This window comes from Arthrobacter sp. PL16, assembly GCF_035985055.1.
Classification (GTDB): Bacteria; Actinomycetota; Actinomycetes; order Actinomycetales; family Micrococcaceae; genus Arthrobacter_D; species Arthrobacter_D cheniae.
Map to the genome: position 1 here is coordinate 109,524 of NZ_JAXCIC010000007.1, position 23,679 is coordinate 133,202.

Below are 23,679 nucleotides of genomic sequence, written 5' to 3' on the forward strand. Positions count from 1 at the left end.
GTCGACCAACCTTTCACTTTCACTCGGGCGATCGCAGCCGCCGTCGGTTTCATCAGACGACGGACGTCATGCCGCCATCGACGAAGATGTTCTGGCCGGACACGAAGGACGACGCGTCGGAGGCCAGGTAGATGAGAGTCCCGAGGAGCTCCTCGAACTTCCCCCACCTTTGAGCAGGGGTGCGATTGATGACCCAGGCGTTGAATGCTTCGTCCTCGACCAGCGCGCGGTTCATCTCGGTCGCGAAGTAGCCAGGAGAAATCGTGTTGACCTGGATGTTGAAGCGGGCAAGATCGGCGGCCATGCCCTTGGTGAGCATGGCCACGGCACCCTTGGTCGCCGAGTACGGCGCGATGGTCTGCCGGGCGAGCATCGACTGGACCGAGCCGATGTTGATGACCTTGCCCGAGCCGCGCTCTGCCATCGCCCGCGTGACCGGCTGGGAGACGTAGAAGACGCTCGACATGTTCGTCGTGACGATGTCGTCCCAGTCGGCCACGTCGAAGTCGTTGAACGGTGCCCGCCGCTGGATGCCTGCGTTATTGACGAGGATGTCCGGCACGCCATGCTCCGCTACGAGCGCGGCGATACCCCGCGCCGCCGCGCCCGCGTCCGTGACGTCGAAGGTCGACGTCGCCGGCATCCGACCCGTCGCATCGCCGATGCTGTCTGCGGCACGCGCCACAGCCGCTACGTCACGTCCGTGCACCACCACGCGGGCTCCAGCGTTCGCCAGACCGGTAGCGAGAGCGTGACCCAGTCCCCGGGAAGAACCGGTGACCAGTGCAAGCCGATCTGTGAGATCGAAGAGGGCCGGTGTCATCAGCCGAGCCAGAAGACGACGAGGGTCAGTGCGAATCCGCCCACGGATTCGAGCGACTGCTGAACGGTCCAGGTCTTGAGCGTGGTCTTCACGTCCATCCCCATGAGCCGGCCGACAAGCCAGAAGCCGGAGTCATTGACGTGGCTGGCGAACACGGATCCGGCTGCGCTGGCGAGCGTGATGGCGACGATTTCGAGGGGACTGAATCCGCCGGCCAGCACGGCGGGAGCCATGAGTCCGGCCGTGGTGACCAGTGCCACCGTTGCCGAGCCCTGCGCGACGCGGAGGATGACGGCGATGACGTATGCCGCGAGGATGATCGGCAGGCCGATGGAGGCCAGGGAGTCCGAGAGGGCGTCGCCGATACCGGAGGCACGAAGCACCCCACCGAACATCCCGCCTGCGCCGGTGATGAGGATGACGGAGCAGACCGGGCCCAGAGCGGAGTCGAGCACCTTTTCCAGGGCCGTGCCGTTCTCGCCCCGCCGGTGACCCAGAACCGCGGTCGCGACGAGAACGGAGATCAGCAACGCAACCGGGGACGAACCGATGGCAGTCAGGACCTGCACCCAGGTCTGCTCCTCGGCGTTGACGACGCCTGCGGCGTTGAGGAAGTCGAGGCCTGTGTTCATGAAGATGAGGACCAGCGGCAGCAACAGCATGGCGATTACGGTGGAGAACTTGGGCGGGTTGGTCGGCTGGTCGTCATCGAGCGTGCCGAACAGTGCTGGGACCGGGAGGATGTATTTGGTGGCGACGAACTTGCCCCACATGTAGCCCGTGACGTACCAGACCGGGAAGGCGATCAGCAGGCCGATGAGGAGCACGAGCCCGAGGTTGGCGCCATAGAGCTCGGTTGCTGCGACCGGGCCGGGATGTGGCGGCACGAAGACGTGCATCACCGAGAATGCGGTCGCGGCGGGAATGCCGTACAGCAGCACGTTCGTGCCACCCATGCGGCGGGCGACGGCGAAGATGATGGGCAGCATCACGATCAGGCCCGCGTCGAAGAAGATCGGGAAGCCCATGAGCAATGAGGCGAGTCCGAGGGCGAACGGTGCACGCCGTTCGCCGAAGACGTCGACCAGCTTGTCCGCGAGGACCCGGGCACCACCGCTGTGCTCGATCATCTTGCCCAGCATCGCTCCGAGCCCGATCAGCAGGGCCACCGAACCGAGGGTCGTGCCGAAGCTGGTCACCAAGGTGGTGACAATCTCGCCCGTCGGGATCCCGGTTGCGAACGCGGTCACGAGTGACACGAGGACGAGGGTGAGGAACGCGTGCACCTTGAATCGAATGACCAGGATGAGGATCAGGGCGATAGCGCCGGCCGCGATACCCAGCAGGGGCCCCGCGCCTAATGTTTGGGTCCAGGTTTCCACAGAACTCTCCATCGATGTTCAGGCCCATAGGGGCAATTTCGCATATGAAGCGATAGTGTGTCACAAAGATCACATTTATAGCAAGAAAGATCACACCTTTGAGTCGCAGCATGCCAAACCTGTCACCCGCTCCGGTGCTGCACAATTCCATCCTCGAACGACTCGGCACGGAGATCGTCCAGGGCGTCCGGCCGGCGGGCAGCGTGATCACGCTCGCCCAGCTGGAGGACGAGGCCGGGGTCTCCCGAACGGTGATCCGCGAAGTCGTACGGATTCTCGAATCGATGGGCATGGTCGAATCCCGGCGGCGAGTCGGTGTGACCGTACTCCCCGCCACGTCGTGGAGCGTCCTGGACCCCCAGTTGATCCGCTGGCGGCTGACCGGAGCGGAACGGCTGGCTCAACTGCACCGGCTGACCGAGATGCGGCTCGCCCTCGAGCCGACTGCCGCCCGCCTCGCCGCGCGCCGGGCGACGGCTGAAGTAGGAATTGAGTTGCTGGAACTTGCGAGTCGCCTGCGCATCCTCGGCGAGGCCGGCCGAGGCCACGAGCAGCCCTACCTCGAGACCGACATCGCCTTTCACGCACTACTTCTCGCCGCAAGCGGCAATGACATGATCGCCTCCCTCCATGGAATCGTGACGGAGGTGCTGGCAAGCCGCACCGATCTGGGCCTCTCACCTGCACACCCGGTCGCGGTCGCGTTCGACAACCATGAAGGAGTGGCCCGCGCCATCATGAGCCGGGATGAGAACCTGGCGGAGCAGTACGCGCGGGCAGTAGTGATGGAAGTCTGGCAGGAACTCAGCGACCTCTGATCCAGCGAGAAGTGCCGACTCGCTCAGGCACGAGGACGACCGCTGTAGCGCAGCCATCCCGTTCTGCGCGAGCTCGCCGACCCTCGGGCTGTTCGCTCCGCCGTCGACTACCTCACACCGAGCGCGATGCTCCATCGGATCCCCGCGCCGGAGGGAGTGGAAGCTCCCGCGCCGCTCGGGCACACTAGGGAAATGTTCCCCACCCAGACGTCCTCGCCCCCCGCCATCACCCTGACCATTGCCGGCTCCGAGGCGACGGGCGGCGCCGGCGCGCAGGCCGACCTCAGGACGTTCCAGGAACTCGGCGTCTACGGCATCGTGGCGCTGACATGCATCGTCTCGTTCGACCCGGAGAACGAGTGGCAGCACCGCTTCGTACCGGTCGAGCAGCAGGTCATCGCCGATCAGCTCGAGGCCATCCAGTCCTGCTACCCGCTCCGCACGGTCAAGCTCGGGATGCTGGGTACGCCTGCGACGATCGACACGGTGGCGGCCGCCCTGAAAAGCCAGGAGTGGGACAACGTGGTCCTCGATCCGGTGCTCATCTGCAAGGGCCAGGAGCCCGGCGCCGCGCTCGACACCGACCAGGCACTCAAGGCGAACATCCTGCCGCTGGCCACCTTCGTCACCCCCAACCACTTCGAGGCCGAGTCGCTCTCCGGCATCACCATCGAGAACATCGAGGACCTGAAGGAAGCCGCCCGCATCATCCACCGCGAGAGCGGCGCCGTCGTGCTCGCCAAGGGCGGCGTGCGCATCGAGGGCCCCGACGCCGTCGACGTCTACTTCGATGGCGAGACCCTCGAGGTCCTGTCCGCCCCCAAGGTCGGCGACGTCGCCGTCAGTGGCGCCGGCTGCACGCTCGCCGCGGCCATCGCCGCAGAACTCGCAAAGGGTGCGGCACCGCTCGACGCCGCCCGCACCGCCAAAACCTTCGTCACCGAGGGGATTCGCGACCGGGTCGCGTCCAATGCCCCGTTCGACGCCGTCTGGCAAGGCGGCGCGCACGCATAGTGGCAAGCCGTCGGCGGGGCCATGACAGACCCGGAGTAAGCAGTCCGGCGGACGACGACGGACGTGGCGAGAGCATCAACCAACGCCTCGACCGGAACTGGCAGGAGATGCTGCAGGAGCTGCGCGTCATGCAGACGGGCATCCAGATCCTGACGGGCTTCCTGCTGACACTGCCGTTCCAGAGCCGCTTCACCGAACTCGACGACGTCCAGGTGGCCGTCTATCTCTGCCTGGTGTGCCTGTCGGCCCTGATCACGGCCCTGGTCCTGACCTCGGTCAACCTGCACCGTGTCCTGTTCGGGCTGCGGGTGAAGGCCACACTCGTCCGGCATACAGGGGCGATGATCCGTACGACGATCGCCCTCGTGGGACTGGTCCTCGCGGGCACGGCCTGGCTCATCTTCGACCTCGTGCTGAACCGGGCCGCAGGGCTCACGGTCGCGGGATCCGTCCTGGTCCTGGTGCTTGTCCTCTGGGTCGCCTACCCGCTGGCCGTCCGCCGTCGGGCAATCCGGCAGCGCAGCTCACGACAGCGGACCTGACGACAGCGGACCTGACGACAGCGGACCTGACGACGGCGGACCTGACGACGGAACGCATCACGTCACCCTGAGTGCGCTGCCAGGAACGAGTACACCTCGGTCTCGTCGACGCCGGGGAATGCTCCCGGCGGCATGGCCGCGAGCAGGTGCGAGTGCGCCCGGGCACTCGGCCACGCGTGTCCCGCCCACTCCCGCGCCAGGTCCGGCGGCGGCTGCCGGCAGCATGACTCGTCGGGGCAGAAGGACTTCTCGCGGATGTCCGTGTCCCGTCCCCGGAACCACTTCACCTGCGCATAGGGCACACCGATGCTGAGCGAGAACTCGCCGCTCGCCGCACGCTCGGTCCGCGCCGTGCACCAGAAGGTGCCGCTCGGGGTGTCGGTGTACTGGTTGTAGGCCCGGAACTTGTCCTGCACGTCGAACACCACCCGGGAGGTCCACCGCCGGCATGACGGCTGGCCCTCGATCGCGCCAGTGTGGTCCTGCGGGAAGGTCACGCCGTCGTTCTCGTAGGCCTTGTAGATGATGCCGCTCTTGTGGGTCTTCTGGAAGTGCGTGCGGATGCCGAGGTGTTCGGTCGCCAGGTTGGTGAAGCGGTGCGCGGCGGTCTCATAGGACACGGCGAAGGTATCCCGGATGTCCTCGACCGCGATCTCCTTCGCCGCCTTGGCCCGTTCGAGGTACTCCACCGTGGGCCGCTCCGGCAGCAGGAGCGCCGCGGCGAAGTAGTTCGTCGCCACCCGCTGCCGCAGGAACTCCCCGTAGTTCTCCGGTGTCCGGTGCTCCAGCACGTAGTGGCCGAGTGCCTGGAGCAGCACCGACCGCGGGTCGTGGTCGGTGCGTTGGGACTGCGTCAGGTAGATCCGGCGGTTCTTCAGGTCCGTGACGGACCTCGTGGAATGGGGCAGGTCATTGACGTGGTGCAGCGAGAAGCCCAGGTGCGTGGCGATGTCGGCGATGAGGTGCTGGGACACGGGACCTGTGGTGTACCCGACGGCGTCGAGCACGGTCTGCGCCTGCGCCTCGATCTCCGGGAAATAGTTGTTGCGCTCGCGCATGACGGCACGCAGCTCGACGTTGGCCCGGCGCGCCTCCTCGGGCGTCGCGACCTGCTCGTCGAGCCGCCGCTCCAGCTCACCCTGCAGGCCCACGAGGGATTCCAGCACCTCCATCGGCAGCCGGGAGGAGATGCGGACCTTCGGCAGGCCCAGTGCCTCGTAGAGGGGACCACGCTGGGCACGCTCCAGCTCGATCTCGAGTGCGGCACGGCGCGACGGCGGCTCCGAACCCAGCAGGTCGTCGATCGTCACGTCGAGGGCCACTGCGAGACGCTGCAGCATGCTCAGCTTCGGTTCACGCTTGCCGTTCTCGATCAGTGACAGCTGCGAGGCGACCGTTCCCACGGCGGTCCCGAGTTCGTCGAGCGTCATGCCCTTCGCCTTCCTCAGATGCCGCACACGCCGTCCCAGGCTGATCAGGTCCAGTGGGGCGCCCTGCCCTCGTGGCGGGGTTGCGGGTAGGGGTCGGGCCCACGCGGGAGTCGTCATTTCTTGACGGTACGCGAAGAAGTGCGTTTCTTCCCAGCGTTCTGGTCTAGGAAGTCCTGTAGAACTCACGAATTGTTGGTTCTACACCCGCTGGGGCAATCCGGCGATGGACCAAGGAGACAGCAATGACACAGCACTCAGGCAGCTCGAGTCCCACCGAAGGACCGCAGGGGGCGGCAGCGGCCGCCGAGGCACTCGCCCTCGAGTGGTCGGCCGACCCGCGCTGGGACGGTGTCCGGCGCGACTACTCGGCCGCCGACGTCGTCCGGCTCCGCGGTAGCGTCCAGGAGGAGCACACCCTGGCCCGTCGCGGCGCCGAGAAGCTGTGGCACCAGCTGACCACCGAGGCTGGCTCCGGCGGTTATACGAATGCCCTCGGCGCGCTCACGGGAAACCAGGCCGTACAGCAGGTCAAGGCCGGGCTTCGTGCCATCTACCTCTCGGGCTGGCAGGTGGCCGCCGATGCCAACACCTCGGGCCACACCTACCCCGACCAGTCCCTGTACCCGGCGAACTCGGTACCCACCGTGGTCCGGCGTATCAACAACGCGCTGCTCCGAGCCGACCAGATCGAGTGGGCCGAGGGTACGTCGACGGTCGAGGACTGGCTCGTGCCGATCGTCGCAGACGCCGAAGCCGGCTTCGGCGGGCCGTTGAACGCGTACGAACTCATGAAATCGATGATTCAGGCGGGCGCGGCCGGGATCCACTGGGAGGACCAGCTCGCGTCCGAGAAGAAGTGCGGGCACCTCGGCGGCAAGGTCCTGATCCCCACCCAACAGCACGTGCGGACCCTGAACGCGGCTCGTCTCGCAGCCGACGTCGCGGGGGCGCCGTCCGTCATCGTCGCCCGCACCGATGCCGAGGCCGCGACGCTCATCACGTCCGACGTCGACGAACGGGACCAGCCCTTCGTCACCGGCGAGCGCACCCCGGAGGGTTTCTACCATGTGCACAACGGCCTCGAAGCGTGCATTGCCCGCGGCCGGGCGTACGCGCCCTACGCGGACCTGCTCTGGATGGAGACCGGCACACCGGACCTCGACCTGGCTCGCCGCTTCGCCGAGGGCATCAAGGCCGAGTTCCCCGACCAGATGCTCGCCTACAACTGCTCGCCGTCCTTCAACTGGCGCAAGCACCTCGACGACGCGACGATCGCGACCTTCCAGCGCGAACTCGGCGCCATGGGCTTCACCTTCCAGTTCATCACCCTCGCCGGCTTCCATGCGCTCAACTACTCCATGTTCGAACTCGCGAACGGTTACGCCCAGGACGGGATGAGCGCGTACGTCGAGCTCCAGGAGCGCGAGTTCGCCGCCGAGTCCCGCGGCTACACCGCCACCCGGCACCAACGCGAGGTGGGCACCGGGTACTTCGACCAGATCGCCACCGCCCTGAATCCCACGGGCAGCACCCTCGCACTCGCCGGATCCACCGAGACCCAGCAATTCCACTAGAACTCCCAAACCTCCAGGAGCACGCCATGAATCACCATTACACCCTGAACGGCATCACCCTTACCGCTCCACCCGTGCAGCGCCAGGGCGAGATCCTCACGCGTGATGCCCTCGACTTCGTCAAGGCGCTGCACCTGGCCACGCACAAGCGACGCGAGGAGCTCCTCGACCACCGCTGCCGTCAGCGACAGGCTGTCGCCGCCGGCGTCGATCCCCGATTCCTTCCCGGGACCCGGCACATCCGGGAGGACGCATCCTGGCAGGTGGCATCCCCTGCGCCCGGTCTCGAGGACCGCCGCGTCGAGATCACCGGCCCCGTGGACCGCAAGATGACGATCAACGCCCTGAACTCCGGGGCGAAGGTATGGCTCGCCGACATGGAGGACTCCTCGACGCCGTCGTGGTCCAACGTGATCGGCGGGCAGCTGAACCTCAAGGATGCACTCGCGGGGCGCATCGACTTCACGTCCCTGGAGGGTAAGGACTACCGCGTGCAGGGCGCCCGCGACGGACTGCCGACGATCGTCGTCCGGCCCCGGGGCTGGCACCTGCCGGAGAAGCACGTCCTCATCCAGGACGTCGCCGTCGCCGGCGGGCTCCTCGATTTCGCCCTCTACTTCTTCCACAATGCGCGCACGCTCGTCCAGCAGGGCCGTGGCCCCTACTTCTACCTGCCCAAGATAGAGAACCACCTGGAGGCGCGGCTGTGGAACGACATCTTCATCCAGGCCCAGCAGCTCCTCGGGATACCGCAGGGCACCATCCGCGCCACAGTGCTGATCGAGACCATCACGGCCGCCTTCGAGATGGAGGAGATTCTGTACGAGCTCCGGGACCACTCGTCGGGGCTGAATGCGGGCCGATGGGACTACATCTTCTCGGTGATCAAGAACTTCCGCACGCGAGGCCCGCGCTTCGTGCTGCCGGACCGCAACGCGGTGACCATGACGGCTCCCTTCATGCGGGCCTACACCGAGCAACTCGTCCGTGCGTGCCACCGGCGCGGCGCCCACGCTATCGGTGGCATGGCGGCCTTCATCCCCAACCGGCGGGACGGCGAAGCCAATGCCCTCGCCCTGGACAGGGTGCGCGCGGACAAGTCCCGCGAGGCCGACGACGGCTTCGACGGCTCGTGGGTCGCGCATCCCGACCTCGTACCGGTGGCGATGGAGGTCTTCGACGCGAAGCTCGGCGACCGGCCGAACCAGATCGATCGCCTGCGCGACGACGTCGTACCCGATGACCGGGCCCTGCTCGACATCGCCTCGACCCCGGGCACCATCACCGAGCGCGGCGTGCGGGACAACCTCGAGATCGGGGTCCGTTACATCGAGTCCTGGCTGCGCGGCCACGGTGCCGCAGCGATCAACAACCTGATGGAGGACGCCGCCACGGCGGAGATCTCGCGATCGCAGATCTGGCAGTGGATCTATTCGACCGCCATCACGGACGACGGCGACATCATCACCCGGGAATGGGTCACCTGCCTGCTCGACGAGGAGTTCGATGCACTCCCCCGTTTCGACGGCGACCGCTTCGACGAAGCCCGTGAGGTCTTCGAGGAGGTGGCACTCGGTGAGAGGTTCCCGGCCTTCCTGACGGTCACCGCCTACCTGAAGTACCTGCGGGACGGCATGACCCTGGCCGCTGCTTGAGACGCCGCGGGCGTCGGGCGCCCCCTACGGGGCGGTCGGCGCGGGAGTCGGTGTCGGCTGGTCCTCACCCGCGCACCGCAGCGCCGCCGGGGTGATGTCGATCCCCTCGGGCGGGATGATCCCTGCGTAGGACGTCCCGACGACGACGTCCACCGTCCGGTCCTCGCGCTCATCGGCCACATAGAGGGAATCGGGGATGGTCCGCTGCAGCGTGAAGGCGTTGGCGCGCCCGCCCTCGCCGGAGATGATGATGGCGGTCATGCCTGTCGGGCCCACCTGCTTGTTGCCGATATCCCGTACGGCGAAGGCCCGTCCGCGGAGCTGGTCCGCCGCCGTCGTGGCGAGCCCGTCGATGGTGGTGCTGTTGAAGACGTCGACCGTGATGGCACTCGGGTCCTGGTAGTCGAAGGGCCCGGCCGGGCAGGTCGAGGTGGGCTCCGGCGAGGGCTCGGACGCACCGATGCTGATGTCCCCGCGGGCTATGCCGAGCGCAACGTACACGGCCGCCGCCACGAGGCCGATCAGCAGGACGAGCACCACTCCGTGGCGGATCCTCCGCATGGATGAGCGACGGCGGCGCGCGGCGTCGTCCTCCTCGAAGACGGCGCCGAGGTCCGTCTCGGTGACGATCCGATGTCCGTGCCACTCGGTCGGATCGCGCTTCGCCTGCGCCCGTTGCCGGCGCGGCGAGTCCTGCTCAGTCATTGAGCACGAGGACTCTCGCATGCAGGATGGTTCGCTGGTGCAGCGCGGTCCGGACGGCCCTGTGCAGTCCGTCCTCGAGGTACATCGTCTCGTTCCACTGCACCACATGCGGGAACAGGTCGCCGAAGAATGTCGAGTCCTCGGCGAGCAGGGCCTCGAGGTCGAGCGTCGTCTTGGTGGTCACGAGTTCGTCGAGCCGCACTTGCCTCGGCGCCACCTCTGCCCAGTCCTTGGGGGTCACGTGTCCGTGGTCGGGGTACGGTCGGCCGTCACTCACTGCTTTGAAGATCACTGGTACAGCCTAGGTAATCGCAGGGGCCAAAGGGAACGTGGGCACCCTGCAGGGGCCATCTCGTGGCCCAATGGTTACGCCCGGAGCCTCAGGAGGCATGGGTGGACAGAGCGGGCAGCTCGTCGCCGGACGCGGGGTAGGAGGGCTGCGCACCGGCGTGCTGGACGGCGTAGGAACCGACCCGGACGGCGAACCGGACGGCAGCGTCGAGGCTTTCTCCTTCGCAGAGCCGTGCAGCGAGCGCACCGACGAAGGCATCGCCCGCGCCGGTCGTGTCCACCGTGGGGACGCGGGGCGCGGGTATGGCGCGGACGCGACCGCCCTCGGTCACGAGTGCCCCGGCTCCACCGAGCGTCATCACCACGGATGCGAAGCCGCAGGCAAGGAGGGCCTCCACGACGGCGACGTGGTCAGCATCAGGATCACCACCGAACTGCGCGAGGACGAGCGCCCCCTCGTGCTCGTTGACCACCAGCGGATCCGCCCGGAGAAGCACCTGGCGGTCGAGGGCGATGACGGGCGCCAGGTTGATGATCACCCGCCCGGCCGAAGTCCGGACAGCGACCCCGATCGAGGCGGCAGGGAGTTCACCCTGAACGACGACGACGGCCGCGCCCCTGATGACGTCCGCTGACGCGGACACGAGTTCGGACGTGACCTCCGCGTTCGCGCCGGGGACCACCACGATGGTGTTCTCGCCGTCGTCGGATACCTCCACGACGGCGACGCCGGTACCGCCGTCCGTGCGGCTCACACCCCGGAGGTCCACGCCGGCGGTGGTCAGTGCCGAGAGCGCGGTGTCGGCATACGCATCCGAGCCCACGGCACCGATCATGGTGACATCGGCTCCGAGCAACGCCGCGGCCACGGCCTGGTTGGCACCCTTGCCACCGGGCAGCACCGCCATCGATCGGCCCAGGACGGTCTCACCCGGGTGCGGGTGCCGTTCGAGGGTGATGACGAGGTCCACGTTGATGGACCCGACGACGACGATGCCCGATGGTGCGCTCTCCATGCGTGAAAGTCTTCCACGCCGCCGGAAACGGCCGAACGTCACCGAATGGAAGGTGGACGCGCTGCTGGAACATAATGGGAACATGCCTACGGACGCCCCTATCGACATGCTCCCCGACGCCCCTGCACCGTCTTCTCCCGCCCCGGGACACGGTGTCCAGGGGTTGCTGCTCGACGTCGACGGACCCGTCGCGAGTCCGCTGACACGCACGGTCCCCGAGGGCATCATCACCGATCTGCTCACCCTTGCGTCCATGGGATGGCCCGTCGTGTTCAACACCGGCCGATCCGACGCGTTCATCAGGGAGCAGGTGATGGCGCCGATGATCGCTGCAGGCATACCCGCCGGCATCACCTTCCATGCCGTGTGCGAGAAGGGCGCCACGTGGTTCTCGTTCACGGCCGACGGCGCGGGCCAGGTCTTCGTCGACACCGGACTCGCCCTGCCCGTCAGTTTCGCCGACGACGTGCGGGACCTCGTGGAGGAGAAGTACTCCGAGATCATGTTCTTCGACGAGACGAAGCTCGCGATGGTCTCGGTGGAGCAGTCGCTCGCCGTCGCTAGCACCGACTACCTCGTGAGCCAGCGGGCGTTCGACGACGACGTGCTCGACATCATGCACAGCCATGACATGGGGGCCTGCCGGCTCGGCAGGGAGGTGCCGGACAGCGACGGGCACATCGAGTACCGCGTCGACCCGACGATCATCTCCACCGACATCGAGTCGGTCCGGGTCGGCAAGGATGTGGGCGCCGACCGCGCCCTCACGCTCATCGCGCCCCTCGTGGACATTCCGCACAGGTGGTGGACCGTCGGCGATTCCCGCACGGACTACGCCATGGCCGACTACCTGCACGAGCAGGGGTTCGACGTCGCGCACGTCGATGTCCGCCCTGCCGACGGGGTTCCGGCGAAACCCTACGAGATTATCACCGAGGGTGCACTCATCCACGAGGATGCCGGGGCCGCTTTCCTCACACGGTGCGTGGCTTCACTCCGCCAGGACGTCTCCAGCCCGGGAAGGTGAGCTGCCGCCCACCAGTCGGTGGGATCAGGCGGCGGGCCTGGCAAGGACGTCCTCGATCGCGGTGATGACCTCGGGCGCGTCCGGCTCCACGGTCGGTGCGAACCGGGCGACGATCTCGCCGTCGCGGTCCACGAGGAACTTCTCGAAGTTCCATTTCACGAGGCCCGGCAGCACACCGTTCCTGAAGGTGGTCAGCTTCTCGTAGAGCGGATGCTGGTCCCTGCCGCGGACATCGCCCTTGGCCAGGAGCGGGAAGGTCACGCCGAAGGTGGTCGAGCAGAACTCGGCGATCTCGCCGTCGTTCCCCGGTTCCTGTCCCAGGAACTGGTTGCAGGGCATGCCGAGCACCACGAGGCCCTCGGCGGAATACCTGCGGTAGAGCTCCTCGAGGCCCGCGTACTGAGGCGTGAAGCCGCAGTTCGAGGCCACATTGACCACGAGGACAGGATGCCCGCGGAAGTCGCCGAAGGACTTCGGGCTGCCGTCGTTCATGGTCAGGTCGATCCCGTACACATCGGACGAGGACATGGCTGCTCCCTGGTAGGTGGTGGTGCTCCTGCTTCGTTCCACTGTGCCATGCGGATGGGGAACCCATGGCAGGAGCAAATCGAAGCGGCAGGACGTTGGAAGGGACGACGGCCCGGAGGCCGCACGCACGCCGGCCGAGGTACTGCAGCCGGCGGTAGGGTCACCGACAGGATGGATCGCCGTATGGGAATCATCGCCGCGTGGAAGACGCAGCTCCGCACCACCTTCACCGACGGTGATCCCACCATTCCCCCATGGCAGTTCGAGTTCGAGAACGGCGACGACCTCGGGTATTTCCCCGTCGGCTCCGCCGTGTGGACGGTTCACAGCTCCATGACCCCGACCGTCGCGGGCATCCGTGCCCTGCTGCTCCAGGCGCTGCACCCGGGCGCCATGGCCGGCGTGCATGCGCATTCGAGCTTCCGTGAGGAGCCACTCGGGCGCCTGGCCAACACGATCCGCTGGATCTTCACCGTCACCTACGGCTCGAGGGTCGCCGCGCAGGAGGGCTCGGCCTTCGTGCAGCGGCTCCACACCAGGGTCCGCGGCACCTACGTCGACAGCCGCGGCACCGAGAAGCCCTACTCCGCAGCGGATCCGGACCTGATCCGCTGGGTGCATCTGGCCTTCACCGACGCCTTCGTGGCCGCGCACGCCGCGTACGGCGGAGCCATTCCCGGCGGAGTGGACGAGTACGTGGCGGAGTGGGCCGCCGCCGGTGAGCTCATGGGGCTCGAGGACCCACCGCGGTCGGAGGCCGAGCTCCGGTCGCAACTTGCAGCGTTCGATGACGAACTGGCCAACAGCGACCAGGTGCAGGAGGCGCTGACCTACATCCGCCGCCCGCCGCTTCCCCGATCGCAGCGACTCGGCTACCGGGTCCTCTTCGCCGGGGCGGTCGCAACGCTCGAGCCGAGGCACCGCGAGATGCTCGGGCTCCGCGTTCCATCCCTCGGGCCGATCCCCCTGCCCATCCGCAGCGCCGTCAGGCTCGTCCTCGGGGTGATCCGGCTGGGCCTCGGCCCTGAGGGGCCCGCGGAGACTGCGGCGAAGAACCGGATCCGCCGGGTCAGCGGTACCGCCGGGCCCCGGACAGCTTAAACATCAGGACCCCGGCTGGTGGGCCGGGGTCCTGCTGTTCGAAGCTACAAGCGGAGGATGGGGGATTTGAACCCCCGAGGGCGTGAACCCAACACGCGTTCCAGGCGTGCGCCATAGGCCGCTAGGCGAATCCTCCTCATTTGGAGCAGATACCAGAATACCCATACAAGGGCATCCTGCCGAATCGTCCGTGGTCCGGGGCGCTCCGACGATTCGAAAGCGGCGCATTCGACTGTGTAGACTATTTCCCGGCCCCTCATGTGGTGTCATCCTGTGAACTCCCCCAGGACCGGAAGGTAGCAAGGGTAAGCGGGCTCTGGCAGGTGCATGAGGGGTCTTCACTTTTAAGCGAGCACAGCAGCAGGGGGGCACGGTGGCAGAGACGGGCGCCGGTCGGTTCGCACCCAGCCCCTCCGGCCGGTTGCACGTCGGCAACCTCCGCACCGCCGTCCTGGCGTGGCTGTTCGCACGGTCGACGGGCCGACGGTTCCTGATCCGCGTCGAGGACCTGGACCGTGCCCGCGCGGGCGCCGAGGCCGAGCAGCTGACCGAGTTGTCAGCCCTAGGAATCCGGTCCGACTCCCCCGTCCTCCGTCAGAGCGAGCAGACCGACCGGTACACGGCGGCACTGGACCTCCTGATCGCGCGGGGCCTCACCTATGAATGCTTCTGCACGCGCCGCGACGTCGCCGAGGCCGCGAGCGCACCGCATATGCGCCCTGGTTCCTATCCCGGAACGTGCCGTGATCTCGGCGACGGAGAGCGGGCCCGACGGCGGGACGGACGCAGGCCGGCGCTCCGGCTGCGATCCGGGGTCGCCGCGTGGGTCGTCGAGGACGTGCTGGCCGGGCGTGTCTCCGCTCCGGTCGACGACATCGTGCTGCGGAGGAATGACGGCGTGATCGCCTACAACCTCGCCGTCGTCGTCGATGACGCCGCCCAGGGAATCGACCAGGTGGTGCGCGGTGACGATCTGCTCACCTCTGCTCCACAGCAGTCCCATCTCGCATCGCTGCTCGGCCTGGCGGCCCCCAGTTACGCCCATGTCCCGCTGGCGGTCACGGCAGGGGGCCGCCGCTTGGCAAAACGGGATGGCGCTGTGACACTGGAGGACCTCGCCGGCCAGGGCTGCACGGCGCCCGCGGTCCTGGGCATCATCCTCTCGTCCCTCGGCCTTCCGTGCGGATCGCTCGACGCGGCCCTCGCAGCCTTCGACCCCGGCCGGCTGCCGCGCCACCCCTGGGTCGTGGATCCGGCGACCCTGTCCTCCACCGCCGTCGACCCGGCATGTAAACCGTCAGCACCAACCGATAAGGTTCATCCGTGAGTACAGCCCTCTACCGCCGCTACCGTCCCGAGACCTTCGCGGACGTCATCGGTCAGGAGCACGTCACCGGACCCCTGATGGCGGCCATCGACAAGGACCGCATCAACCACGCCTACCTGTTCTCCGGTCCGCGCGGCTGCGGCAAGACCACCTCGGCCCGTATCCTCGCCCGTTGCCTCAACTGTGCCCAGGGCCCCACCTCGACGCCCTGCGGAACCTGTGACAGCTGTGTCGAGCTCGCACGCAACGGGTCCGGCAGCCTGGACGTCATCGAGATCGACGCTGCCAGCCACGGTGGCGTCGACGACGCCCGGGACCTCCGCGAGCGCGCGACGTTCGCCCCGGTCCGTGACCGCTTCAAGATCTTCATCATCGACGAGGCCCACATGGTCACGTCGGCCGGCTTCAACGCACTGCTGAAGATCGTGGAGGAGCCGCCGGAGCACATCCTCTTCATCTTCGCGACCACCGAGCCGGACAAGGTGATCGGCACCATCCGCTCGCGGACACACCACTATCCCTTCCGGCTCGTCCCGCCGGAGCCCCTCATGGGCTACCTGGAACTGCTGTGCCGGCAGGAGAACGTGCCGGTGGCCCCCGGCGTACTCTCCCTCGTCATCCGGGCTGGAGGCGGCTCCGTCCGCGACTCGCTCTCGGTGCTCGACCAGCTCATGGCCGGCGCAGGTGAGGCGGGGCTCGACTATGAGCTGGCGGTATCACTCCTCGGCTACACGCATGCAACCCTGCTCGACGACGTCGTCGACTCCATCGCTGCCGGAGATGCGGGAACCGTGTTCGACGCCGTGGACCGCGTCATCCAGACCGGTCATGACCCACGTCGCTTCGTCGAGGATCTGCTGGAACGGTTCCGCGACCTGATCGTCATCAACGCCGTGCCGGAGGGTGCTGCGTCCATCCTCCGCGGAGTTCCGGACGATCAGCTGAACCGCATGCGCACCCAGGCGACACAGCTTGGTGCCGGAGAGCTGTCCCGTGACGCAGACGTCACCAATACCGCGCTGACCGAGATGACCGGCGCCACCTCGCCGCGCCTGCACCTCGAACTGCTCTGCGCGCGGCTGTTGCTCCCGGCGGCGGATGCCACGGCGCGCGGCACCCTCGCCCGGGTGGACCGCATCGAGCGTCGCCTCGAATACGCCGGTGGTGCTCCCACCCCCCAGGTCGACGCCGACGCCGACGCAGCTCCGAAACCGCCGGCACGAGCACGGCTCGACGTCCCCCGCACCGCCGAGGAGGCAGCGGCCAGCTGGTCGCTTCCTGCCGCCGACCCGGCAGCCCCCGCCGTTCCTGCAGCAATCCAGGGTGCGCAGTCCCCGGCGGTCCCTGCTGCCGGCCGCGCCGATCGACCCGGCGCGGCCCCTGCCTCGGCTGATTCATCACCGGATTGGGGCGCCGCGTGGGGTGTGTCAGCCGGATCTGCCTTCGAGAACGCAAAGCCGCGGGAGACACCGGACCAGCCTCCAGCAGCCACAGGGTCAGCACCTGCTCCCGGTCGGACACCCGCTTCGTCGGGCCCGGCGGAATCGTCAGCACCGTCGGCCCCAGCTGGCTCGCCGGGGCCGGCAACACCAGGCCCGGTGACATCGGGCGCCGCAACCCCGCGCCAGGATGTTCCGACCGCTCAGCCACAGGATGCGCATGCGACCGCCGGAGCGCACGACGATGGGCACGGAGCCGGACCAGGGTCTGTCCCGGACCGAAGCGCGGACGCTCCCGCAGCGCGGGAACCAGGCGCCTCGACGGGCGAGCGGGCCGAGGCTCCCCAGGATCAGCAGGCTGCGGCTGCTGACGGCCGGGCCGAAGCGCCGGGCCGACCTGGAACAGCGCCGCAGCGGGCGGCTTCGCCCCCGTCACGGGAGACGTACGAGCGGCCCCTTGGAGCACCCGAGCAGGGCTCGGTGCAAAACGGTCAGGGCCAGGAGTCCCGAACGCCCGAGCCGGGCCACCAGGGACAGCCGGCTTCGCCGGGGGGCGGAAACATTGAGATGGTCCGCCGCGCCTGGCCGGAGATCATGGACGAGGTAGCGAAGATCAAACGAGCCACCTGGCTCATCGTGAACGTCTCCGCGAAACCGCGGTCGTTCGAGGGCAACCAACTGGTCCTGGCATTCGCCAACCAGGGCACCGCCATCGGCTTTCAGCGTGGTCCACACATGGACAACGTGAAGCAGGCCATCCACAAGGTCCTTGGGCTCACCTGTTCCATCGAGGCAGTACACGACGCCGGCGGGGCGGGTGAGTCGGGCCCAAAAGTACCGTCTAGCGGCCCGGGAAGGAACCCGGGCCCGGCTTCCTCCGCGCCCGCGCACAACTTCGGCGCACCCGTCACTCCCCGACTTGCTACCGGCCAGGATGCACAGCCTTCCGCCGGAAGCGGCGGGGGGCAACAGCGTCCCGATCATGCCGCGCCTGCCGGCGGTTCCGCCACCTCTGGCAGCACGATCCCCACGTCCGAGGCCGACGGCAGACCGGTCGAAGCGGACAGCGCTCAGCCCGTACCCGTACCTGCACCCGAAGCCAGCAGCGGCCCTACCGGGCCACACCTACCACCGATGCACGTTCCCAGCGAGGTCCCAGTCGGCCAGGATGGCACGCGGCCCGCAGCCGGAACCAGTACCGCGGATTCGGCAGGTACACCGACTCCGGCGGCACGCGTCGGCGACACCCCCGCGTTCGCTGCTCCGAGGCACGCTCCCGTCACCGACCGAACCGACCGCAGTGCTCGCACTGACGCCGCTGCGAGCACTGCCGCCACCGAAGGCACGCCTGTTGCCGATAGCGCCGTTCAGGCGTCCACGCTCTCCGCCACAGACAGCAGCACGGTGGGCTCGGGTGATACGCACCGTCAATCTGCATCGCTGCCTGGATCGTTAGCTGCTGACGCCGTTCAGGCGTCCACACCCTCCGCCGCAAACAGCAGCACGGTCGGCTCCGGTGATACGCACCGTGAATCTGCAGCGCAGCCTTCATCGGTAGCTGCGCGGAGGTCCGCCCCGCGCACATCCGGCAATGCCACTGCGCAAGGGCCACGAGGCCCCGCCCGCCAGGGTGCTCCCGTCGATCCCGGGACTGAAGCTGTCAGCGCGTGGGATCCAACCATGTCCGACGAATCCTGGGCCCTCGTCGAGCCTCCCGAAGAGGCTTTCGACCCTGGTCCGGGCTGGGGGTCGGTGCCCGAAGATCCGAATGAGCGTCGGCCAGCCGAGCCGCCGCGCACACAGGCACGACAGCTGTCCGGACAGGCGGCGCCGAATGCCCGGGCCGTGTCACCATCACCATCACGCACCGATCAGGCAACCCGGTCCGGCTCACACCCGGCTACTGCCGCCGGAAGGAGCGCGGCCGGCGGCCCCGCGCAGGAAGAACCGGCCTCGCGGCGTAACCCCTCCGCCGAACCTGCTTCCGGCCCAGCAGGCCCGGGCGTCCGGCAAGCACCCGAGTCGCCTTCTCGCAGTGTGGTGTGGAGTCCCCCGGCTGCCGCGCCTCCAGCGAAAGGCGACGGCCAGGCCGGGGCGAACCTCGGACAAGCAGCACCGGCTCAGGGCAAGCAGGCGGCGACAGACGGCGAGGGGCACGATCCGTCGGCTGCATCCTCGTCCCAGCGCCCCTCCCCGGCGACAGGCAGGCCGGTCAGCGCTGTCGGCTCGGCTTCTCCGAGCGTGGCCGCCGCGCCGGTGCGCCCGGTCTCCGCCGAGAACGTGCTGCAGAAACCGGTCAGCCGCTACCAGCAGCTGCTCGATGAAGCCGAGCGGAAGCGCGCAGAGGAAGCTGCCGCAGCCCTCGGCGCCGTCGACCTCCGCTTCGTCGAGGACGAACCGAGCGCTGACGACGAGACGATCGAGGAATCGGGACTCGTGGGACGCACCGCGATCGAGCGCATCCTCAACGGGCGCCTCGTCGAGGAACGCGGCGTCGACGGTCAGTAGCCGGGCTGGAGGACGGACGTTCCCGAACCTCGCTGAGAGCACAACCGCCGTGCCTCATCGTGCGCGGAACGAGATCAGGTATGGCTGACAATAGAAGAGGTACCCGGTCCCGCTGATCAGGCGGGACGGGACACTCCTATGATCCCCGGCCCGGCCGGACGTGTCATAGGAGCATCACCGGATGATTGCAGGGAAGGAACACCGTGTACGAAGGCGCAGTGCAGGAGCTGATCGATGAGCTCGGACGCCTGCCCGGCGTGGGGCCGAAGTCGGCCCAGCGCCTCGCGTTCCACATCCTGGAAGCCGACAGCGACGACATGAAGCGACTCGTCACGGCGATCACCACTGTGAAGGAACGCGTGAAGTTCTGCACCGTCTGCGGAAATGTGGCGGAGCAGGAGAAGTGCGCGATCTGCCGTGACCCGCGCCGTGATCCGACCATGATCTGCGTGGTCGAGGAATCCAAGGACGTGATCGCCGTCGAACGCACCCGCTCCTTCCGCGGTAGGTACCACGTGCTCGGGGGCGCCATCAACCCCATCGCCGGCGTCGGTCCGGACCAGTTGCGCATCCGCGAGCTGCTCGCCCGGCTCTCGGACGAGCAGATCCAGGAGATCATCATCGCCACGGACCCGAACCTCGAGGGCGAGGCGACCGCCACCTACCTCGTGCGCATGCTCAGGACCATCGGCATCCCCGTGACTAGGCTCGCCTCCGGTCTGCCCGTGGGCGGTGACCTCGAGTACGCCGATGAGGTGACCCTCGGCCGAGCCTTCGAGGGCCGCCGCGTCATGTCCTGACCGGAGGCTCCGCACAACCGGGCTCGGCGCGGCAAGCCGGACCGTGCCGTCCTAGGCGATGCGCGTGCCCTGTGCGAGACGCTTGGCCGGCATCGTCAGCTTGCGCCGCCCGAGGAGGAGAAGCGCTCCCGCGAGGAGGACCTGGATCACCAGTCCGAGCGGCCAGATCGGAGTTCCCTGCGGAAGGGGCTGCATGAGCTGTGCGGACTCCTCGCAGGTCTGGTTGTCGTCCGGTCCCGCCTGGGAAGCGCGTACACCCTGGCTGATCGTCTCCATGACACCGGGGGTGTAGTACGGCCCGTTCGTCAAAGCGCCGGGGGGCACCTCGGGATCGGGGTAGTCCTCCAGGTTGTAGGGCACGGCGTCGGCCACCACCACGAACGGGTTGGCGGCGAGGATCCAGGTGATGTATTCCGTGCGGGGAACCATGGACAGGTTGGTCTGGGTGACGCAATCCAGCTCCGCATTCGCGTCCGGGACGCCCATATCGTCGACGCTGCTGTCCGGGTACGTGTAGTACGACGTCGTCATGGTCCGCTCCTCCATCACCAGCTGCGTGCTCAGGCCGTAGACGATCAGGGTGCCGATCGCCAGCAGGGCCACCAGCATGTAGGTACTGACGATCGAGAACAGGGGTCGGTAGGCGACGGCCGAGACACCGACACCGATGGCGCAGACGACGGCGAGCTCGACGGCGAGCATGAGGAGCGAGACCAAAGCCTCCCGCGCGTCGACTCCGCCGAGCGCCAGCGCCCAGAAGATGAAGGGGCTGCTGAGGAGGAGGAATGCGAGGGAGCCGACCCACGAGGCCAGCCACTTGCCGGCAAGAAGCTGTCCCGGTGTCAGGAGGGTGACCTGCAGGATGGCCAGCGTCCCGCCTGCACGGTCTCCGTTGACGGCGTTGGCGGAAAGCCCGGGAGCGACGAGCAGACCGAAGAACAGCACGAATCCGACCACCAGGTCGAAGAGGATCCCGCCTTGGTTGTCAGTCGTCCCGATGACGCCGGTGGCGAGCACGAAGATGAAGCCGATCACCACGAACCAGATGCCGAGCATCCAGTACCAGGCCTTGCCGCGCAGCCGCTGCTTCATCTCGAGCAGGAAGACGGTGCGGACGGCGGTATGGAAGGGCAGGTGGGCGGTGGTCCGCACGGGGTTGGGGGTCGAGGGTTCAGCCACGGTGCTCATCGTCTGTCCGTATCCAGGCTCATGTAGGTTTCCTCCAGCGCGCCGCCGGCGGGTGCGAAGGCGGTGACGACGACGTCGCCCATCACCAGGGTGCGGAGCAGCCACGAGGCTTCCGCGGTGCTGCCGAGCTGGACGAGGAACTCCTCGCGCCGGGAATCACCTCGCACCTCGAAGCGCACGCCGTACCTTCCCAGCGCTTCGGCGAGCGCTGCCATCGGTTGCGCCTGGACGTAGTAGCGGCGTGTCTGGTTGCCTGCCTCATCGAGCGTCTGGCTCTTGACCGACTCCCCGCGGCTGACGAATACGGCACGGTCGGCGATCTCGTCGAGCTCGGACAGGACGTGGCTCGATACGACGACGGTCTTCCCTTCGGCGGCAAGGGTCCGCAGGAGGGACCTGAGCTCCACGCGGGATCCGGGATCGAGGCCCGACGCCGGTTCGTCCAGCAGCAGCACCTCGGGATCGTGGATGAGCGCGCGGGCCAGGCTGAGCCGCTGCTGCTGTCCGCGGGAGAGCACGCGGGCGGGCTGCTGTCCGAACTCCGTGAGATTGACGGCGACGAGCAGTTCGTCCGCTCGCAGGGCGCACTCCGCGGCCTTCATCCCGTACAGGGCACCGACGGTGTTCAGCACCTCGACTACCGTCAGCGAGTCCCAGACGCCGAGCGTGTCCGGCATCCAGCCCACCCGGGTCCGGACCTTCGCGGGCTGCGTGACGGGATCGAACCCGGCGACGCGGACAGTGCCGGAATCGGGAGCAAGGAGGCTCGCGAGCATCAGCAACAGTGTGGTTTTGCCGGAGCCGTTGGGACCGATCAGTGCGGTCACTTCCCCGGGCGGAGCCTCGAAATCGATGTCGCGGACAGCCTGTACGGAACCGAAGCTCCGGGCAACTCCCTCGACAACGATTCCCCCATGTTCGTTGGTCATGTTCTGAGAGTAGGCGACGACTCCCTGTCAGCACCGGAGGGAGGGAGACAATCGGGGTACCGATCCGTTCTTATTCGGACCCAGACTTTGGGTGGGCAATTCAGCCGCCGCTACACTGGCACGGGCATCGGAGTCCGGTCCCCTTTCCGAGGCGCCGGTGCTGCCGCCCCTTACGAAACAGTCAGCGCGGCAGGTCCCACCGCCGTCGTCCTTCATCAGTGAGCGAGTGCATGAGCCTCATAGTCCAGAAATTCGGCGGATCCTCCGTCGCCGACGCCGAGGGCATCAAGCGCGTGGCGCAGCGCGTCGTCGACACGCAGTCCGCCGGTCACCAGGTGGTCGTCGTCGTCTCGGCCATGGGTGACAGCACGGACGAACTGCTGGACCTCGCCACGCAGGTGAACCCTGCGGCGTCGAACGCCCGCGAGATGGACATGCTCCTCAGCGCCGGTGAGCGTATCTCGATGGCCCTCCTGGCCATGGCGATCCACGGGGTCGGTGCCTCGGCGCAATCCTTCACGGGCAGCCAGGCCGGCATGATCACGGACGCCATCCACGGCAAGGCGCGCATCATCGACGTCTCGCCGCACCGTATCCGGACGGCCATCGAGAAGGGCGACGTCGCGATCGTCGCCGGGTTCCAGGGCATGAGCCGCGACAGCAATGACATCACGACCCTCGGCCGCGGCGGCTCCGACACCACCGCCGTCGCCCTCGCAGCAGCGCTCGATGCCGACGTGTGCGAGATCTACACCGATGTGGACGGCGTCTACACCGCTGATCCACGTGTGGTCCCGTCCGCTCAGAAGATCGACACGATCTCCAGCGAGGAGATGCTCGAGATGGCTGCGTCCGGAGCGAAGATCCTGCATCTGCGCTGCGTCGAGTACGCGCGGCGATTCGGCGTCCCCCTCCACGTCCGCTCCTCCTTCAGCCACAACGAGGGCACCTGGGTGTTACCCAGCCCCGACGACCAGATCAAGATTCAAGAGGGAGAACCCTTGGAACAGCCCATCATCTCCGGCGTAGCGCATGACCGATCCGAAGCGAAGGTGACTGTCGTCGGCGTTCCGGACATCCCCGGCAAGGCCGCGGAGATCTTCGGGATCGTCGCGGGCGCCAACACGAACATCGACATGATCGTGCAGAACGTCTCCACGCACGGGTCCGGCCGCACAGACATCTCCTTCACTCTGCCGATCGTCGACGGCGCCGACGCCCTCGCCGCGCTCGGCGAGGCCCAGGACCGGGTGGGCTTCGAGTCCGTCGAATACAACGAGAAGATCGGTAAGCTCTCGCTGATCGGTGCAGGCATGCGGTCCAACCCCGGGGTCTCCTACCGCTTCTTCCGTGCACTCTCCGATGCCGGAGTGAACATCGACATGATCTCCACCTCGGAGATCCGCATCTCCGTGGTTACGGGAGCGGACCTGCTCGACGACGCGGTCCGCGCCGTGCACGCGGCCTTCGAGCTCGACGGCGACACCACGGCCACCGTCTACGCCGGGACGGGTCGCTAGCCCTTCCGCAGCCCCGCACGGCACGGGTCGGCGCCCTGGGTGGGGGAAACCCCCTGCCCGGG

20 protein-coding genes, 1 tRNA gene and 1 other RNA gene are annotated in these 23,679 nt (G+C 67.7%); 12 read left to right on the top strand and 10 right to left on the bottom strand.

The annotated features are described in order from the left end of the window. Positions 1-52: 52 nt before the first annotated feature. Positions 53-823 carry an SDR family oxidoreductase gene (locus RCH21_RS14085; protein ID WP_326964922.1) on the bottom strand — a complete coding sequence of 257 codons (771 nt, stop codon included), beginning with the start codon at positions 821-823 and terminating at the stop codon, positions 53-55. Continuing rightward, a complete protein-coding gene (locus tag RCH21_RS14090; RefSeq protein WP_120148556.1) occupies positions 823-2,205 on the bottom strand; it encodes a GntP family permease in 1,383 nt (460 codons plus the stop codon). Before RCH21_RS14090 ends, RCH21_RS14085 begins: the two co-directional genes overlap by 1 nt. 110 nt (positions 2,206-2,315) lie before the next feature. On the opposite strand from RCH21_RS14090, the gene RCH21_RS14095 reads away from it, so the two are divergent. The 3 genes from RCH21_RS14095 to RCH21_RS14105 all read left to right on the top strand — a co-directional run bounded on the left by RCH21_RS14095 (position 2,316) and on the right by RCH21_RS14105 (position 4,579). Further along, complete coding sequence (locus tag RCH21_RS14095) at positions 2,316-3,023, top strand: FadR/GntR family transcriptional regulator (RefSeq protein WP_326964923.1); 708 nt, start codon at positions 2,316-2,318, stop codon at positions 3,021-3,023. 192 nt (positions 3,024-3,215) lie between these two features. Continuing rightward, positions 3,216-4,037 (top strand): bifunctional hydroxymethylpyrimidine kinase/phosphomethylpyrimidine kinase, encoded by an 822-nt coding sequence (thiD, locus tag RCH21_RS14100; protein ID WP_326964924.1) that lies wholly within the window; start codon positions 3,216-3,218, stop codon positions 4,035-4,037. Beyond that, complete coding sequence (locus RCH21_RS14105) at positions 4,037-4,579, top strand: DUF6328 family protein (protein ID WP_326964925.1); 543 nt, start codon at positions 4,037-4,039, stop codon at positions 4,577-4,579. The genes thiD and RCH21_RS14105 overlap by 1 nt, the downstream gene beginning before the upstream one ends. Before the next feature lie 62 nt (positions 4,580-4,641). On the opposite strand, the gene RCH21_RS14110 is transcribed toward RCH21_RS14105, so the two are convergent. Further along, complete coding sequence (locus tag RCH21_RS14110; RefSeq protein ID WP_326964926.1) at positions 4,642-6,126, bottom strand: helix-turn-helix domain-containing protein; 1,485 nt, start codon at positions 6,124-6,126, stop codon at positions 4,642-4,644. A gap of 125 nt (positions 6,127-6,251) precedes the next feature. On the opposite strand from RCH21_RS14110, the gene aceA reads away from it, so the two are divergent. Further along, complete coding sequence (aceA, locus tag RCH21_RS14115; RefSeq protein ID WP_326964927.1) at positions 6,252-7,583, top strand: isocitrate lyase; 1,332 nt, start codon at positions 6,252-6,254, stop codon at positions 7,581-7,583. 26 nt (positions 7,584-7,609) lie between these two features. Then, positions 7,610-9,238 (top strand): malate synthase A, encoded by a 1,629-nt coding sequence (aceB, locus tag RCH21_RS14120; RefSeq protein ID WP_326964928.1) that lies wholly within the window; start codon positions 7,610-7,612, stop codon positions 9,236-9,238. Between the two features lie 24 nt (positions 9,239-9,262). Here the strand turns inward: aceB and RCH21_RS14125 are convergent, their stop codons facing one another. The 3 genes from RCH21_RS14125 to RCH21_RS14135 form a co-directional block, all read right to left on the bottom strand. Further along, complete coding sequence (locus RCH21_RS14125) at positions 9,263-9,943, bottom strand: LytR C-terminal domain-containing protein (protein WP_326964929.1); 681 nt, start codon at positions 9,941-9,943, stop codon at positions 9,263-9,265. Next, on the bottom strand, positions 9,936-10,235 hold the full coding sequence (locus RCH21_RS14130; protein WP_120148564.1) for a type II toxin-antitoxin system VapB family antitoxin: 300 nt from the start codon (positions 10,233-10,235) through the stop codon (positions 9,936-9,938). Before RCH21_RS14130 ends, RCH21_RS14125 begins: the two co-directional genes overlap by 8 nt. A gap of 88 nt (positions 10,236-10,323) precedes the next feature. Next, positions 10,324-11,250 (bottom strand): ribokinase, encoded by a 927-nt coding sequence (locus tag RCH21_RS14135; protein ID WP_326964930.1) that lies wholly within the window; start codon positions 11,248-11,250, stop codon positions 10,324-10,326. 82 nt (positions 11,251-11,332) lie between these two features. Between RCH21_RS14135 and RCH21_RS14140 the strand changes: the two genes are divergently transcribed. Beyond that, positions 11,333-12,277, top strand: coding sequence for a hypothetical protein (locus tag RCH21_RS14140; protein ID WP_442784712.1), 945 nt, complete (start codon positions 11,333-11,335; stop codon positions 12,275-12,277). A 24-nt stretch (positions 12,278-12,301) separates the two neighbouring features. On the opposite strand, the gene RCH21_RS14145 is transcribed toward RCH21_RS14140, so the two are convergent. Then, a complete protein-coding gene (locus RCH21_RS14145; protein WP_120148566.1) occupies positions 12,302-12,805 on the bottom strand; it encodes a glutathione peroxidase in 504 nt (167 codons plus the stop codon). Positions 12,806-12,988: 183 nt separating this feature from the next. On the opposite strand from RCH21_RS14145, the gene RCH21_RS14150 reads away from it, so the two are divergent. Continuing rightward, positions 12,989-13,906, top strand: a complete 918-nt coding sequence (locus tag RCH21_RS14150; protein WP_326964931.1) for an oxygenase MpaB family protein — start codon at positions 12,989-12,991, stop codon at positions 13,904-13,906. 51 nt (positions 13,907-13,957) lie between these two features. Here the strand turns inward: RCH21_RS14150 and RCH21_RS14155 are convergent. After that, positions 13,958-14,042 (bottom strand) — tRNA-Ser (locus RCH21_RS14155). A 111-nt stretch (positions 14,043-14,153) separates the two neighbouring features. Here RCH21_RS14155 and ffs point away from each other — a divergent pair. From ffs to recR, 4 genes are all read left to right on the top strand, one after another. Continuing rightward, an RNA gene (gene ffs / locus RCH21_RS14160) (signal recognition particle sRNA small type) lies at positions 14,154-14,249 on the top strand. A 30-nt stretch (positions 14,250-14,279) separates the two neighbouring features. After that, a complete protein-coding gene (gene gluQRS / locus RCH21_RS14165; RefSeq protein ID WP_326964932.1) occupies positions 14,280-15,233 on the top strand; it encodes a tRNA glutamyl-Q(34) synthetase GluQRS in 954 nt (317 codons plus the stop codon). After that, positions 15,230-19,180 (top strand): DNA polymerase III subunit gamma and tau, encoded by a 3,951-nt coding sequence (locus RCH21_RS14170; RefSeq protein WP_326964933.1) that lies wholly within the window; start codon positions 15,230-15,232, stop codon positions 19,178-19,180. The genes gluQRS and RCH21_RS14170 overlap by 4 nt, the downstream gene beginning before the upstream one ends. Before the next feature lie 203 nt (positions 19,181-19,383). Beyond that, complete coding sequence (gene recR / locus RCH21_RS14175) at positions 19,384-19,980, top strand: recombination mediator RecR (protein ID WP_120148569.1); 597 nt, start codon at positions 19,384-19,386, stop codon at positions 19,978-19,980. 51 nt (positions 19,981-20,031) lie between these two features. Here recR and RCH21_RS14180 read toward each other — a convergent pair whose 3' ends face one another. Both RCH21_RS14180 and RCH21_RS14185 read right to left on the bottom strand, forming a co-directional pair. Continuing rightward, positions 20,032-21,168: an ABC transporter permease gene (locus RCH21_RS14180; protein ID WP_326964934.1), complete on the bottom strand. Its 1,137-nt coding sequence runs from the start codon at positions 21,166-21,168 to the stop codon at positions 20,032-20,034. After that, positions 21,165-22,097 carry an ABC transporter ATP-binding protein gene (locus tag RCH21_RS14185; protein ID WP_326964935.1) on the bottom strand — a complete coding sequence of 311 codons (933 nt, stop codon included), beginning with the start codon at positions 22,095-22,097 and terminating at the stop codon, positions 21,165-21,167. The genes RCH21_RS14180 and RCH21_RS14185 overlap by 4 nt, the downstream gene beginning before the upstream one ends. Before the next feature lie 230 nt (positions 22,098-22,327). Between RCH21_RS14185 and RCH21_RS14190 the strand changes: the two genes are divergently transcribed. Continuing rightward, positions 22,328-23,617, top strand: coding sequence for an aspartate kinase (locus RCH21_RS14190; protein WP_326964936.1), 1,290 nt, complete (start codon positions 22,328-22,330; stop codon positions 23,615-23,617). The last annotated feature ends 62 nt before the right edge of the window (positions 23,618-23,679 follow it).